Below are 14,372 nucleotides of genomic sequence, written 5' to 3'. Positions count from 1 at the left end.
TATAAATGATTAGACTGATGAAAAAACTTTTGATCTTTATTGTGGTGCTGGTGCTTGTTTTTTTTGTGTATAGACTTGTCTTCAAAAAAAATAAAGATTCCGGCGAAAAGCCGGTACCCGTTGCGGTAGGGAAGCCAACCGCAGCCTTTGATGAATCGGTAACGCAGGTTTTAAACAGTTATTATGCGCTGACCGACGGCTTTGTGAACTGGGATACCGCCGCTGTTACGGCAGGAGCGGGAACACTGGAAACAACGTTGGCGCATTTAAAAGTAGATGAACTAAAAAAAGATACGGTTATTTACCAGACCGTGATCTCTACACTGGATCTTGCAAAAATGAATGGGGCAACCATAAAAGGAAGCCACGATTGGGCAGAGCAGCGCCATGCGCTGAATGATTTATCCGCTAATCTCCGCACGATATTGTTAGCGGTGAAATATGATAAAGCGCCCGCTTACTGGCAGGAATGCCCCATGGCCTTTGGTGAGGGACAAAGCGGTAACTGGTTAAGCGCTAAGGCCGCTATTGTGAATCCTTACCTAGGAAATAAAGATCCCAAATTTGGGAAAACCATGTTAAATTGCGGCGAAACAAAAATGACCATTGATTTTACTAAAGTGGATTCAGCCCCGGTAAAATAAATGATCGCGACTCCTTAGCTCAGTTGGTAGAGCTACTGACTCTTAATCAGTAGGCCCAGGGTTCGAGTCCCTGAGGGGTCACAAAATAAAAAGCGGTATGTTTTCTGACATACCGCTTTTTTTATTTCGATGGATACTGGCACAGTTTTTTTATTTAATGGTGTATGAAACCAAAAAGTACATCAGCAAAGCGGGGTACAGGAAAATGGTCCAAACGGGTGAATAAAACCAGCAATGCGCTGGATCTGGAGCCCGATATTTTTAAATCCGAGCCAAACATCCGGGAGCTACGGAAACAGCCGCGCGGCTACTGGTTCCGCTACTGACCGGATTTAACCGGATGTACCGCCCGCATGAAGCAAGAGAAGATACGGTGCTCTTTCCTGCATTCAGAAAAATTGTTTCCAGACATGAGTACGATAGCCTGGGGAAACATTTGAAAAAAATGAATATAAATTATTTGGTAAAGATGGCTTTGAGGCCGTAGTGAATAAGGTGGCTGAAATTGAGCAACGTTTGGGCATTTATGAACTGGCGCAATTTACGCCCTCCATATAGCATTAGTTAAAAATTTATTTATCATGCAAGATGTAGACACCAACAATCCTTTAGTGCATGCAGTGAATCTGAAAGAAGCATTCAACATGTTGATTGATCACCTTCGTAAAGATGTGGAGCGGGTGGAAGACCCGTCTGCAAAGGCTTTGTTTGAAGTAGCGGCTGAAGTACTGGAAGGGCTTAAGAAGGCCTTTACAGATTATGAGCAAAAAAATGAAGCGGCCTGGGACACCTGATTGTGTAAAAAAATATCCAGATTGTTGCTTTTTTTTCCCATGGCGGGGAAGCTAGGAATGTTGTTTTATTTTCTCAATCAGGAGCTCCGTACTTTTTTTAAAAGCAGCCGTTTCTTCAGCCTGTTCATTGATGAAGGGGTTGTCTTTTAATTTGCCCACAACCTGTTCCATTTCTTTCGTAGTATCATATATCATTTTACGGAAAGGGTTGTCATAGTCTTTTACTTTTGATTCGTAAACGGATTGTGCGATCCACTCCCTGGTAGCAATTGCTTCATAAAAAAGGTCCGCTAATAAGTGCGCATCCAGATCTGGGCGCTCCATGCGTTTTATTTCTTTCAGGGAACTCAATCCATGCAATAGCTTTTCTATTGGGTACTCTTTTGCCTGCTGTTGATAAAAATCATGCACCTCATCCCAGCCTTTTTTAACAGCACCGGATTCAATGGAATTGATCAGTATTTTCACCTCTTTTTCAGGGATCAGTTGTCCGCCCACATTTAACCAGGATTTGCGCTCCCCGGCTTTTTCAAAAAGATTTTTTACAGCGGCAAGCGTTTTGTCGCTGGATTGGTTCAAGTGATGAATGAGCTGGCAGGTACCGTAATAGCAGATCATTTTTTTGTAAACGGCGTAGCCTTCCAGCGCTTTTATGATCCGTACCGGGCGCTGCGAATGCTCGATCCCGTTGGCGAAAATGTCAAGCTGGGCTATAATAGGGGCCTGGCTTTCCAGCAGTTCCCGGCCCTTCTGGCTGTATTCTTTATCACAGCCCACCATTTGATTCTTCTGATAGAAAGCCTTCCCGGTATATAGGTAGAGGAGGTCCAGAGCAGTAAAGATTTCGTTTACAGTATCTGGTGCCAGGAAATCATACTCCAGTAATTGTTTTTTCTCTTTTCGTTTATCACGATCTGCAAATTTCCGTTCATTACGCAGGATCGCATACATATTATATAAAAACCAATAACCCGGCATCACTACCAATTGATCCTTGTGCACATCGTTGCTGATCAGGCAAAAGGGCATCGGGACATTTAGTTCGGCGGGATAATCGCCTTTGGCGATCATGGTAAAGGAGGCAAATTTTGAATTGTGTTTCAGGCTTACACAAAGCCCCGGCCAGAAGCCGCGTCCCGCCTGCAATTCGCCGTCTGCGGCCCGGGAATTATGATTCGATCCTATAGTAGCGCCTGCGGCAATATTACTTTGCCCCATCACCAGCGATGCACAAAGAAAGGAATTGTTGTGGTGCTGTTCATGCGCCGGAAAGAGGAGGGTGTTTAATACTTCGCAACAGGAAATGGTAGCGTTCTCCCCCAGGTAAGAATTGATCAGCCGGGCACCATACTTAAGCTGTGAGAACGGAGCTAAAATAAAGCGGACCGCTTTTACACCATAAAAGGCCCGGCTGCCGGCCCCCATGATACCGTTAACCATTTCGCAGCCTTCCCCGATTTGGGATTTCGCTGTTTCATTGGAGTTGATAGTAAGGTTCTTTAGCTTGTTGGCGCCCTTTATATAGGCGTCGCTGCCTATTTGTGCATCTTTAATAATATGGGTATTCTTTATTATAGTCCGTTTTCCTACGGTACCGTAGGTGCCCCGTTGCCTGCCAAATTGCTGGTCTGTAAAATTTTTAAAAGCATTGAGCAGTTTTTCATTGGCGCGGTATTTTGACCATAGCCAGGCGTCGCCAGGCAGCATACCATCAAAAGGTACCACTTTTCTGCCACCGTTTTCATTGCAAAGCTCCAGCCAGATGCGGATATCTTCCGGTTCGCCGTCTTTGATGATGCCGTTCCCGAATTTGCTGTGGGAGGTGCAGGACATTTCATTTACATTGATCAGGATGGCTTCGTCATCGATAATATAATGACTCAGCATCCGCACATTATTGATGACTACATTATTGCCGATATCGCAACTTACAATCAGGCTGCGGTATAAACCCACGGGCGTGCGCAACTGGCTGAACTCCAAAAAATAAGGTTCCAGTTTGCCGATGCGGACCAGCCCAAAAAAAGTGCAGTCCTCGATCAATAATACATCGATTCCTTCCCGTACCAGGATATTGGACCAGTTGTCGGACCGGTTGCCATTCGACTTTAGTATAGCGATCTCCTGCCGCGTCAGCGGCCGGTAGTCTGTAGCAGGATTCTGTTTGAAACGAATATAATATTCGTTTTCACCTTCGGGTAAAAATTCCTTCGGAATGAAATTATATCCCAAATCCCCTACGGGAAGTTTTTTTATCTGGTTCATACTGGATGCTTGATACTGGATACTGGATGCTGTGTGCGTGGTTAAATTTTCATATTTTCAAATTCCCAAATTTTCACATTCTTTACTCAACTGTTACGCTTTTTGCAAGATTTCTTGGTTGATCCACATTGCATCCTTTTGCCACCCCTATGAAATAAGAGAGCAATTGCAGGGGGACAACGGATAACATCGGCGCCACAATTTCGTCGGCTTCCGGAACGCTGATCACATCATCACAGAGTGCCGCACTGGTTTCATCCCCTTCGGTAATAATACCGATCACTTTTCCTTTTCGGGCTTTAATTTCCTGGATATTGCTCACCACTTTTTCGTGATACTGATCTTTGGTAGCCACCACTACTACAGGAAGTTGCTCGTCTACCAGGGCGATGGGGCCGTGTTTCATTTCCGCTGCGGGGTAACCTTCTGCGTGGATATAAGAAATTTCTTTCAACTTTAATGCGCCTTCCAGGGCAACGGGAAAATTATAGCCGCGGCCCAGATACAGGAAGTCGCGGGCGTCTTTATATTTTTCTGCGATTGATTTTATCTGCTCATGGTGGTTCAATACCCACGCTACTTTTTCAGGGATAAGGTCTAATTCGGCCAGCAGGCCTTTATACCGGCTGTCGTTGATGGCCCCTTTCATATAGGCCACTTTTAGTGCAATAAGGGTAAGCACTACTAGTTGTGCGGTAAATGCTTTGGTGGAGGCAACACCGATCTCCGGACCGGCGTGGGTGTAGGCGCCGCCATGACTGGTCCGGGAGATGGAGGAGCCTACTACATTAACTACTCCTAAAATCAAGGCGCCTTTTTCTTTTGCTGTTTCTATGGCAACCAGGGTGTCGGCCGTTTCGCCGCTCTGGCTCACCGCCAGGATCACATCCCCTTTGTTAATAACAGGATTCCTGTAGCGGAACTCAGAGGCGTATTCCACTTCAACATTGATACGGCAGAGCTCTTCAAAAATATATTCGGCCACCAAACCCGCATGCCAACTGGTGCCGCAGGCGATGATCACAATGCGGCTGGCGTTTATGATCTGGTCTGCATGTTGCTGAATGCCTGCCATGGTGATAGTACCCGCCTGTGAATTGAGGCGTCCGCGCATGCAATCAAATATGGTTTGGGGTTGTTCAAAAATTTCCTTTAGCATAAAATGATCAAAACCGCCCTTTTCGATAGCCGCAAGTTCTATATCCAGTTTTTGCACATAGGGTGTAATAATTTCATTCCCGAGGTTTTTGAGGATCAGTTGATCGGGCTTTACAATGGCCAGTTCATAGTCGTTGATATAAACCACCTCTTTAGTGTATTCCAGCATGGGGGAGGCGTCAGAACCAAGGAAGTGCTCGTTCTTGCCCACGCCAATCACCAGGGGGCTACCTTTACGGGCCGCAATGATCGTATCCGGGTTTGCGGTTTCGATCAATAAAATAACATAAGCGCCGGTTACGCGTTTCAACGCAATGCGTACGGCTTCTTCTAACGTGCAGTTGTTTTGAGTTTTGATTTCATCAATAAAATTTAAAAGCACTTCGGTATCTGTATCGCTTGAAAAAGTATAACCCTTTTTTAGCAATTCTCCTTTAAGCTGCGCATAATTTTCAATGATGCCATTGTGGATCATGGCTATCGTGCCGCTCCGGGAAATATGCGGGTGCGCATTCCGGTCGCTCGGTTCTCCATGTGTAGCCCAGCGGGTATGCCCGATGCCGGTGGTGCCCTGTACATTTTTTGTTCCGATGGCCTCTTCCAGGTCGGCAACCTTTCCTTTCTTTTTGTAAAGCTTTAAATGATCGCTGTCCAGAATAGCAACTCCTGCACTGTCGTAGCCCCTGTATTCCAGTCTTTTTAATCCTTTTACAATAATCGGATAAGCTTGTTTTTGCCCTGTATATCCAACAATTCCGCACATAATATCAATTGTTTTAATTATTAGTACAACATCTTTCCTGATCAAAATTCCTGCCGGTATCGGTCGTCACGTCAGAACAAAGCCAATAAAGAATGCGTTGTTTTTCCTGTTTTTATTAATGGGACGCAAAGTAAGTAAAAAAATGTGCAAACGATTGCGCAATTCGATTAAAAAAAATACCATTTAGGTAAAGCGGCCAGAATAGAAGTGTAACATTTTGTAAATACAACGTCTTTATATATAAAGTGAGGGCATATGTTTAAAGAAGAACGCCATGCACATATTTTGAAAGATCTGAAGCATAAACACCGTGTGCTGGTGGCTGAACTGGCAACAGAGATGCAGGTTTCGCCGGATACTATACGCAGGGATTTACAAGAGCTTGCTGAAAAAGAATTAGTGGTAAAAGTACATGGAGGCGCTTTGCCCGCGGATTTTAATGAAGTGTTGGAACGTTGTATTAAAAGCAATGGGAAAAAATTGTAGCATTATTTTAATAGTAAAGGTAGGTAGGATCGTGAGACGTGAAGCGGCAGGTGTGAGTTTCTCGCGTTTTACTTTTAATATTTTACTATCCTACAGCAAGGTTCCTTTGAGAACTATATAGGCTACTGAAAAATAAATGATGATGCCGGTGACATCCACCAGCGTGGCTACAAAAGGTGCAGAGGAAGTGGCAGGGTCCAGCCGCAATCGTTTCAAAATAACCGGGAGCATAGAGCCGATAAGGCTTCCCCATAAAACGATGCCCATTAAAGTAAAAAAGATGGTTAAGCCTACCAGCATCCAGTGCTCCCCATAATCATAGAGGTGCAGGTGCTGCCAGATCGAGATGCGGATAAACCCGATGGTGCCCAGCGTGGTGCCCAGCATCAGGCCGGAGAGTATCTCCCTCCGCATAATGCGCCACCAGTCTTTTATAGTCACTTCTCCCAGGGTCATCGCCTGTATAATGAGGGTGGAAGCCTGGGAGCCGCTGTTGCCGCCACTGCTCATGATCAATGGAATGAATATGGCCAGCAGGGCTGCTTTTTCGATCTCGGCTTCAAAATGCTGCATCGCAGTAGCCGTAAGCATTTCGCTCAGGAAAAGGATGATCAGCCAGCCGACCCTTTTTTTATAAAGTTTTAACAGCGCGATGTCAAGATAGGGCTCTTCAAAAGCCTGGGTACCCCCCATCTTTTGCATATCCTCACTATACTCTTCGGTCGTTACCCACAGGATATCGTCAATGGTTACAATACCCAGCAGTTTATCCTCTTCCGTAACAACCGGCAAGGCGATGCGGTTATTCATTTTAAACACTTCGGCGGCGGTTTCCTGATCGTCATAGGCATTCAGGGAGATGACCTTTCGTTCGTCCATCAGCTCGGAAACCTTGGTGTCCGGCGCACTCAGAATAAATTCCCCGATACGTATGTCGTCCAGTAATTCGCCTTTACGGTTGATCACATACAACACGTTTATGGCTTCGCTGTTTTTACCGTATTTCCGTATGGTATCAAAGACTTCGGCAACGGTATTGTAGGGGTATACATAAACATAATCGGGGTTCATCAAACGCCCGATACTGTTTTCCGGGTACCCCAGGAGGGACAGCGTGATTTTGCGTTCCTCCGGATCTAAAAGTTTGATTAGCTCTCTTACGGCATTCGCCGGCAATTCCTCCAGGAAGTCGGTACGGTCATCCGCCGGAAGGTCGTTAAGCAACTCTGCCGTTTTATTGGGCGGCAGCTCCTGTATAATGCTCTTTTGATTGCTGGTTTCCAAAAGCTTAAAAACGCTGGCAGCCCGATGCACCGACATATTTGCTATGATCTGGCTCTCATATTCCGGCTGCTCATAAATGAGTGCCACCACGTCGGTAATATTCTGGGCATCTAAAAATTTTTTGATTTCCAGTTTATCCTCGGTGGCAATAACCTCCTGAAATGAGTCAATTAATGCTTTATCTTCTTCCTCTTCAAAAGCCATGTGCCAAAAGTACGAAGATCATTTTCTTTGGAGACAAAGAATCGGAAAATTAATCTTTATATGGCTCAAAATACACGGAGGCATTCGCGGGTAGTGTTCCACGCAGCGATGTGGCGGAGCAATGGTGCGGCGGTTGCCGTTTCTTACAAAGACGGAAAGGAGCAACGGTGCAGGGATTGGCATAGAAGCCATTTAAAATCTGTGTAAGTCTGCGGAATCTGTGCGACCCTCTCTTTGCATCCTTGCGGTTATGTGTCTTCAGTCCGTTATTTTTGTAAAAACAGCATTAATGATAGCCCCTTGTTTATACATCGCTGCAACAGCGCAAATGGGGAAGGGGGTTTTTACCAACGCTCCCATTACTGCGGGTTCGGTCATCGAGATCGCCCCGGCAATTGTTATGTCGGCCCGGGAACGCAAACTCCTGGACCAAACACTGTTGCATGATTATATTTTTGAATGGGGATTTGATGGCAACCGATGTGCCATGGCCCTTGGTTGGGTACCTGTTTATAATCATTCTTTCCTTAGTAACTGCGAATATGAAATGGACTATGAAACCAACTCCATACAAATAAAAACGGTAAGGGATATTGCCGCAGGAGAGGAGCTTTTTATCAATTATGGCGGTAGCTGGGATTCGGATAAGCAGGTGTGGTTTGAAACGAAGTGAAGTGAATAGTGAATAGTCAATAGTTGATGGATCATAGTTTATAGTCGGCACTATTAACCATGAGCTATGTACTATGATTCGTTCCTATTCAAAATAAATCCGCACTGTCTGGTAAAGCAACTGGTTTTGCATAATATTGGAAGACTGGCTGGCCTTGTCTGAAAAACCTTTCAGTCCGAAAAGACCGGCGGCATTGCCTTTATTGATGGCGATCTCCAGGTAATCGGCGCTGTTAAAAAGGGCCAGTTTATCGCCCTCGCGCACATCTGCATACGATTCGCTGATCTTATCAATTACTTCATCGCGTTTAAATACGATACGAAAATTACGCCCGTTACGATGTTCTTCAAATTGTTTGCGTGTGATATTTACAATGACATTTTCAAAATTATCAATAAAGATGATTTGCCCCTCCATATAACCCGCGTCCACCACCGGCTGCAGCGGATTTTTTTCCCGGAAATTAAAATCCGGAACCCCGATTTTCTGGATGGATTCCCCGTTCATTAGTCGTTCAACGGTTTGGGCGATGATCCCGGTAATATACAACGTATTCTTAACAGCTTTTTTATTTAGCGGGATGCCGATAATAATATCCGGCCGCTCTTCAAGGATCATATTCAATAATCCGTTATCAGCACAAATAATGTATTGGTTCTTATGAAAGGCGACCAGCAGGTTTTCGGGTTTGGATCCAAAAAGGTTTACCAGGATCAGGTGAAAGGTAAATTCCGGGAAATTTTTGAAAGCGCCGCGGCACACGTAGGATGCTTGCGGAAAATTGAAGGGCGTGATATTGTGGGAGATATCGACCAGACTGATATCGGCACCGATCTGTAACAACTGTGCTTTAATAGCTCCCACCAGGTAATCCTGATAACCGATATCTGATGTTAGTGTTACAAAATTCATTGCCTGACCAATAGATTCCTTTATGTTTTATTATGAGTGTTGCAAATTAACGATCCGGGCTTATTTTATCAATTGTTTATTCTTGAAATAAAACCGGTGCACCAGTTTATCGGCCAGCGAAGGAAGGAATTTATTCAGGAACACTGTTTCTTTTCCGGTTCCTGTCATTACTATTGTTCTTTTTTTATCTTTCACTGCCTTAAGGATCCGGTTGGCTGCCTGTTCTGCCGTCATCATCTTACCTTCATCCATCGGATTTTCTTTTTGTTTCTCCCCATTGCTGTCCAGCGCATTATCCCGTATGCCGGATGCTGTAAATCCGGGGCTCACCCACATTACATGCACTTTGTCGTCTTTCAGTTCGGTCATCAGGCATTCTAAAAATCCCTGCAGCGCAAATTTGCTGGATGAATAACCCGTTCTGCCCGGCAACCCCCGGTAACCGGCAATGGAAGAAATGCCTACTATAGTGCCCTGGGATTGGATCAGCCAGGGAAGGGCCGCCTTGGTGCAAAAGACCGCACCATAAAAATTGACATCCATTAATTTTTTTATAACGCTGATGTCAAGGTCCTTAAAAAGCCCCCGCATGCTGATGCCGGCATTATTGATCAGGATATCGATACGACCGTAAACAGCAGCAGTAGATTCGATAAAACGTTGGCACTCGGCTTCAATGCTGACATCGGCAACCAATGTATGCAGGAAGGAGGAGGGATGCGCTGCCTGGAGGGCATATAATTTATCATGATTGCGCCCGCAGGTAGCCACCTTTGCTCCAAATTTTAAAAGCACCTCAACAAGACCCCGGCCAATGCCGTCCGTTCCCCCCGTAACCACTACCACCTTATCTTTGTAATACTCTTGCATACTGCTGTTGAAATATTTCAACAAACCTACTTAGAAAATATTAAAAAATTGATTTTAATGCCAATTATGAAAGCTTCTTTGAAGAAAAACCTGTGCATAGGAATATTTCTTGCAGGCGTTTATTGCGCACGCGCACAGGCCTGGATCCGTATCAACCAACTGGGCTATACGGAAGGCGATATAAAAGTAGCCGTGCTGGTTACTAAAGAAGACCTTAATGTAGCGGAGTTTTCGGTTGTGGAGGCGGCTACCCAAAAAACGGTTTTCAAGGGTACACGGATTAACACATTTGGCGCCTATGCGGCTTTTAAAAAAGGATTCCGGCTCAACTTTTCAGCATTTCATAAACCCGGAAAATATTATATAAAGGCAGGAGCAGTACAGTCGCCGGTATTTGCGATCAGTAATACTATATATGATGGTACTGCCGATTTTATTTTGCAATACATGCGGCAGCAGCGTACTAAATACAACCCGTTCCTGGACGACAGTTGCCATACGGAGGATGGATTCATCGTATATCATAAGAACCCGCGAAAGGATTCTACGAGGATAGATGTTGCGGGCGGGTGGCACGATGCATCGGACTACCTGCAATACCTGCCTACGTCTGCAAATGCTACCTACCAGTTATTATTTGCTTATGCGATGAATCCCGGAAGCTTTGCGGACGAATATGACGCCAGCGGTCGTAAAGGAAAGAATGGAATCCCTGACGTGCTCGATGAAGCCCGTTGGGGGCTGGAATGGATGGTGAAAATGAATCCGGGGAAAGAAGAATATTATAACCAGATCGCAGACGACCGCGATCACAAAGGCCTGCGGTTGCCCAATAAAGATACCACGAGATATGCACCCAATATGGGTTTGAGCCGTCCCGTCTATTTTATTACCGGCCAACCGCAGGGACCCAAATATAAAAACAGGACCACCGGCGTTGCTTCAAGTGCCGGGAAGTTTGCTTCAGCCTTTGCACTGGGCGCACAGGTATTAAAAGCCTATGACCCGGTGTTTGCTGCTTCATTGGTTCCCAAAGCAAAAGCGGCCTATGCCTTCGGACAAAAATATCCCGGCACTACGCAAACGATCCCCTTTGGGGCGCCTTATTTTTATGAAGAAGATAACTGGGTAGATGATATGGAACTGGCGGCGCAAACGCTTTATAAAACAGACCCGCAACCCCGATACCTGGAGGATGCTATGGCGTATGCGCGTAAGGAGCCGGTTACCCCCTGGATGGGCGCCGATACAGCTCACCATTATCAATGGTATCCTTTTGTGAACCTGGGACATTACTGGGGCTCCCGGCAACCGGCGCATGCAGCGGAATACCGCTCTTTTATGCAGCAGGGCATCGAGCGGGTGAAAAAAAGGGGAGCCGGCAATCCGTTTTTAATGGGGGTACCCTTTATCTGGTGCTCAAACAATCTTACGGTAGGCTTGCTTACCCAATTAAGTTTATATAAGGAAGCCTCCGGCGACCGGCAGTATGAGGAACTGGAAGCAGCTATGCGCGATTGGTTGTTTGGTTGCAATCCCTGGGGAACGAGCATGATCGTGGACCTGCCTGAAAGCGGTATAGCGCCCAAAGATCCGCACTCGGCCTTTACTCATATCGGGCATTATAAAATTTCCGGTGGCCTGGTAGACGGGCCGATCTATGGCAGCATCTGGAATAAACTGATCGGCATAAAATTATATAAGGAAGATGCCTTCGCTGCCTTTCAGTCGCCCCTGGTCATTTATCATGATGATTTTGGCGACTACTCCAGCAATGAGCCCACGATGGACGGTACCGCAAGTCTCAGTTATTATCTATCCAAATTACAGGCTGGATGCGTTGATTCAATCGTTACTGTCAAAAGAGTATATAACGGACCGGCTGCCGTAAAAATATTTAAGAAATAGTTCGATTTTTTTTTGGCGTAATAAATTGAGAACCCTATTTTTGCACTCCCAAATCGGGAACACAGTTGATTCCGTAGCTCAGTTGGTAGAGCAATACACTTTTAATGTATGGGCCCTGGGTTCGAGTCCCAGCGGGATCACTAGAGGGCTAAAGGATCGGTAGTTCAGTTGGTTAGAATGCCGCCCTGTCACGGCGGAGGTCGCGGGTTCGAGTCCCGTCCGGTCCGCAAAAAAGGATTATCAGCAATGATGATCCTTTTTGCTTTTTACCCCACTTTACTTTCAAGAGGCTGACTTTCAGGTTCTAATAACAGAACTCTCTAAAATTCCTTACTACCTTTAAAACAGCTTAACAATTTAAAAAAGTAGACTAAAAGTAGACTAAAAATTTAGGCTACCGGAGTCAATAAAATTGTTCAAGCTATGGCACTCCCAGTTAAGTTAATTTGTCGCACAGGCCAGGTTCATGCTGATGGAACCTGTTCCATTTTTGTTCAGTACTGCTGCAATGAAAGCCAGAAACCTTTGTTTGGAACGGATGTTAAAATACCTCCTACCTATTGGGATAAAGCAGGTCGCTGTATTAGTGAACGGCTTCCTGCAAATCATGGAGATTACAATGAGCTCAATGATGAACTAAAGAGGCTAAAAAAAATTGTCGAAGACATTGTAACCTATGCAGGGTTAAAGAAAATTCCACTTGAAGCTCGCGCCCAATTTGCAAAGACGCATTTTTCGCCAACGTTTGACTTTAACGATATTGAGACAAAAGAAAAAGAGGCAGCAGAACAGCAGGAAACTGAGAAAAAGAATCGAATAAATGTATACTATCAATTTGATGAGTACATAAAATCCAAGAAAAGGAAAGTAAGTAAAGCCACCCTTACCGTTTATGGCAATGTAAAGTCCCATTTGCTCGCCTTTGAGGCGTTCCGGGGGCAGGAAATATCCTTTGATAGCTTCGATTTTAGCTTTTACGAAGATTTTGTAGACTACCTGACCTTTGAACATATACATATCCGCAGAAAAACGGTGCAGACCGGGCTAAAATTAAACACCATTGGAAAAACGATCAAGCATCTCCGGGGGTTTATTAAAGACAGGGCTAAACGAAAAATTGTTAAGCCAATCGATCTTTCTGATTTTAAAATACCGGAGGAAGAAAGTGATGCTATATATCTGACTTATGAGGAAATCGCCAAGATCTATCAAACGGACTTATCAGAGCATCCATATCTTATTGAGTACCGAGATCTGTTTGTATTAGCCTGCCTAACTGGACTGCGATTTTCAGATTTTTCTACCCTGCGACCTGAGGATCTGCAACGGGATATGCTTTATAAAAAGCAGGAGAAATCCGATCATTGGGTGATTATTCCTTTACGGCACGAGGCTAAATTGATTTTTACCCGTCAATTCCGCGACCGCATTCCCGAGTTGACAAATCCTGAATTTAACAGGCATATCAAGACTATTGGAAAACTTGCAGGGATTATCCAAATAGTAAAATTTTCCTACAAAAAAGGGAATCAAACCATAACGATTACCAGGCCAAAATATGACTGGATCACATCTCATACTGCACGCCGTTCTTTTTGTACTAACGAGTTTTTAGCCGGCACACCTGTTGAACTCATTATGAAAATAAGTGGTCACAAAAGAACAAAGGATTTTTACAAATATATCCGCATTACACCTGAAGAAGCGGCCAATAAAATTAAAGAATTGTGGTTGGCCCGAAATGATATGAAATTGATAAAAGAGTCGGTAACTGAAATGGAATTGCAGTATAATTAAAAATTAAGGACGAAAGAGGTAGCTCTTCGACAGCAGGTTACTTTAGGCCAGCGTAGGTCTATAATGTGCTTTGCTCCAATATAATCTTAGGTAGCTGCCTTAGTGTATTAAGTTTTTATAGCCGAGAATTATATTCTTTATCAGTTACAAATTCCAGCCAAACGGTTTCTCCCTTTTCCCTGCCGGTTATTGCTACCTGTACAAACGCGGTATCAACGCTGGCACCGTGCCAATGCGGAATATCAGGCGAACATTTTATAACATCCCCTTTTCGTAACACTTTCTTTTGCTGACCCTTTTCCTGGTAATACCCAATTCCGTCCAGTGCCAGGATTATCTGACCCGCGGGGTGAGAATGCCATTTGGTTCTGGCTCCGGGCTCAAAAGTAACACTGCCCACTGCTATCTGGTTGACGCTATCCGCGTTTACCAGCGTCTTTAGCCAGGCCGTCCCGGTAAAATTATTATTGGAGATCTTTTCACCCTTTGGGAAAATGATATACGCATTTGTATTTTCCTGAGATTTTTCTTTGGTTTCACTGCACGAGAGTATACCCGCAACAACGCAAAACACCAATAAGAAATGTCCTTTAAAATTTATTCTTTTCATTATT

The 14,372-nt window shown here is 44.7% G+C and carries 13 protein-coding genes and 3 tRNA genes; 10 read left to right on the top strand and 6 right to left on the bottom strand.

The window, feature by feature from the left end:
- Positions 1-17 precede the first annotated feature (17 nt).
- The 4 genes from NIASO_RS05645 to NIASO_RS05630 all read left to right on the top strand — a co-directional run bounded on the left by NIASO_RS05645 (position 18) and on the right by NIASO_RS05630 (position 1,438).
- The gene (locus tag NIASO_RS05645) at positions 18-644 is read left to right on the top strand and encodes a DUF3347 domain-containing protein (RefSeq protein WP_008582742.1); all 627 of its coding nucleotides are present in this window, start codon (positions 18-20) and stop codon (positions 642-644) included.
- 8 nt (positions 645-652) lie between these two features.
- Positions 653-725 (top strand) — tRNA-Lys (locus NIASO_RS05640).
- 83 nt (positions 726-808) lie between these two features.
- Entirely contained in the window at positions 809-970 is a 162-nt protein-coding gene (locus NIASO_RS20170; RefSeq protein ID WP_008582743.1) for a DUF3175 domain-containing protein, read from the top strand.
- Positions 971-1,225: 255 nt separating this feature from the next.
- Positions 1,226-1,438: a hypothetical protein gene (locus NIASO_RS05630; RefSeq protein WP_008582744.1), complete on the top strand. Its 213-nt coding sequence runs from the start codon at positions 1,226-1,228 to the stop codon at positions 1,436-1,438.
- Between the two features lie 51 nt (positions 1,439-1,489).
- On the opposite strand, the gene NIASO_RS05625 is transcribed toward NIASO_RS05630, so the two are convergent.
- Entirely contained in the window at positions 1,490-3,703 is a 2,214-nt protein-coding gene (locus NIASO_RS05625) for a DUF4954 family protein (protein WP_008582745.1), read from the bottom strand.
- An 82-nt stretch (positions 3,704-3,785) separates the two neighbouring features.
- Positions 3,786-5,624, bottom strand: coding sequence for a glutamine--fructose-6-phosphate transaminase (isomerizing) (gene glmS / locus NIASO_RS05620; protein ID WP_008582746.1), 1,839 nt, complete (start codon positions 5,622-5,624; stop codon positions 3,786-3,788).
- A gap of 255 nt (positions 5,625-5,879) precedes the next feature.
- Between glmS and NIASO_RS05615 the strand changes: the two genes are divergently transcribed.
- Positions 5,880-6,110 carry a DeoR family transcriptional regulator gene (locus NIASO_RS05615; protein WP_008582748.1) on the top strand — a complete coding sequence of 77 codons (231 nt, stop codon included), beginning with the start codon at positions 5,880-5,882 and terminating at the stop codon, positions 6,108-6,110.
- Positions 6,111-6,200: 90 nt separating this feature from the next.
- Here NIASO_RS05615 and mgtE read toward each other — a convergent pair whose 3' ends face one another.
- A complete protein-coding gene (gene mgtE / locus NIASO_RS05610) occupies positions 6,201-7,598 on the bottom strand; it encodes a magnesium transporter (RefSeq protein WP_008582750.1) in 1,398 nt (465 codons plus the stop codon).
- 289 nt (positions 7,599-7,887) lie between these two features.
- Here mgtE and NIASO_RS05605 point away from each other — a divergent pair, with 289 nt between their 5' ends.
- On the top strand, positions 7,888-8,271 hold the full coding sequence (locus NIASO_RS05605) for an SET domain-containing protein (RefSeq protein WP_008582751.1): 384 nt from the start codon (positions 7,888-7,890) through the stop codon (positions 8,269-8,271).
- Between the two features lie 84 nt (positions 8,272-8,355).
- On the opposite strand, the gene NIASO_RS05600 is transcribed toward NIASO_RS05605, so the two are convergent.
- Together NIASO_RS05600 and NIASO_RS05595 are read right to left on the bottom strand one after the other, a co-directional pair.
- A complete protein-coding gene (locus tag NIASO_RS05600; RefSeq protein WP_008582754.1) occupies positions 8,356-9,183 on the bottom strand; it encodes an SAM hydrolase/SAM-dependent halogenase family protein in 828 nt (275 codons plus the stop codon).
- Between the two features lie 60 nt (positions 9,184-9,243).
- Entirely contained in the window at positions 9,244-10,053 is an 810-nt protein-coding gene (locus NIASO_RS05595) for an SDR family oxidoreductase (RefSeq protein ID WP_008582756.1), read from the bottom strand.
- Positions 10,054-10,119: 66 nt separating this feature from the next.
- Here NIASO_RS05595 and NIASO_RS05590 point away from each other — a divergent pair, with 66 nt between their 5' ends.
- The 4 genes from NIASO_RS05590 to NIASO_RS05575 all read left to right on the top strand — a co-directional run bounded on the left by NIASO_RS05590 (position 10,120) and on the right by NIASO_RS05575 (position 13,758).
- On the top strand, positions 10,120-11,961 hold the full coding sequence (locus tag NIASO_RS05590) for a glycoside hydrolase family 9 protein (RefSeq protein ID WP_157547203.1): 1,842 nt from the start codon (positions 10,120-10,122) through the stop codon (positions 11,959-11,961).
- A gap of 67 nt (positions 11,962-12,028) precedes the next feature.
- Positions 12,029-12,101 (top strand) — tRNA-Lys (locus NIASO_RS05585).
- A 13-nt stretch (positions 12,102-12,114) separates the two neighbouring features.
- Positions 12,115-12,188: transfer RNA gene (locus tag NIASO_RS05580), tRNA-Asp, on the top strand.
- A gap of 196 nt (positions 12,189-12,384) precedes the next feature.
- Complete coding sequence (locus NIASO_RS05575) at positions 12,385-13,758, top strand: site-specific integrase (RefSeq protein ID WP_008582759.1); 1,374 nt, start codon at positions 12,385-12,387, stop codon at positions 13,756-13,758.
- Between the two features lie 115 nt (positions 13,759-13,873).
- On the opposite strand, the gene NIASO_RS05570 is transcribed toward NIASO_RS05575, so the two are convergent.
- The gene (locus NIASO_RS05570) at positions 13,874-14,368 is read right to left on the bottom strand and encodes a cupin domain-containing protein (protein ID WP_008582763.1); all 495 of its coding nucleotides are present in this window, start codon (positions 14,366-14,368) and stop codon (positions 13,874-13,876) included.
- Between the last annotated feature and the right edge of the window lie 4 nt (positions 14,369-14,372).

It is taken from the genome of Niabella soli DSM 19437, from assembly GCF_000243115.2.
Classification (GTDB): domain Bacteria; phylum Bacteroidota; class Bacteroidia; order Chitinophagales; family Chitinophagaceae; genus Niabella; species Niabella soli.
This window is presented reverse-complemented; position numbering and strand designations above follow the sequence as displayed.

What these genes read in the sequence shown, in the direction of transcription:
- NIASO_RS05645 (WP_008582742.1), top strand. Translation starts at nt 18, where the DNA reads ATGAAAAAACTTTTGATCTTTATTGTGGTGCTGGTGCTTGTTTTTTTT.
- NIASO_RS20170 (WP_008582743.1), top strand. Translation starts at nt 809, where the DNA reads ATGAAACCAAAAAGTACATCAGCAAAGCGGGGTACAGGAAAATGGTCC.
- NIASO_RS05630 (WP_008582744.1), top strand. Translation starts at nt 1,226, where the DNA reads ATGCAAGATGTAGACACCAACAATCCTTTAGTGCATGCAGTGAATCTG.
- NIASO_RS05625 (WP_008582745.1), bottom strand. Translation starts at nt 3,703, where the DNA reads ATGAACCAGATAAAAAAACTTCCCGTAGGGGATTTGGGATATAATTTC.
- glmS (WP_008582746.1), bottom strand. Translation starts at nt 5,624, where the DNA reads ATGTGCGGAATTGTTGGATATACAGGGCAAAAACAAGCTTATCCGATT.
- NIASO_RS05615 (WP_008582748.1), top strand. Translation starts at nt 5,880, where the DNA reads ATGTTTAAAGAAGAACGCCATGCACATATTTTGAAAGATCTGAAGCAT.
- mgtE (WP_008582750.1), bottom strand. Translation starts at nt 7,598, where the DNA reads ATGGCTTTTGAAGAGGAAGAAGATAAAGCATTAATTGACTCATTTCAG.
- NIASO_RS05605 (WP_008582751.1), top strand. Translation starts at nt 7,888, where the DNA reads ATGATAGCCCCTTGTTTATACATCGCTGCAACAGCGCAAATGGGGAAG.
- NIASO_RS05600 (WP_008582754.1), bottom strand. Translation starts at nt 9,183, where the DNA reads ATGAATTTTGTAACACTAACATCAGATATCGGTTATCAGGATTACCTG.
- NIASO_RS05595 (WP_008582756.1), bottom strand. Translation starts at nt 10,053, where the DNA reads ATGCAAGAGTATTACAAAGATAAGGTGGTAGTGGTTACGGGGGGAACG.
- NIASO_RS05590 (WP_157547203.1), top strand. Translation starts at nt 10,120, where the DNA reads ATGAAAGCTTCTTTGAAGAAAAACCTGTGCATAGGAATATTTCTTGCA.
- NIASO_RS05575 (WP_008582759.1), top strand. Translation starts at nt 12,385, where the DNA reads ATGGCACTCCCAGTTAAGTTAATTTGTCGCACAGGCCAGGTTCATGCT.
- NIASO_RS05570 (WP_008582763.1), bottom strand. Translation starts at nt 14,368, where the DNA reads ATGAAAAGAATAAATTTTAAAGGACATTTCTTATTGGTGTTTTGCGTT.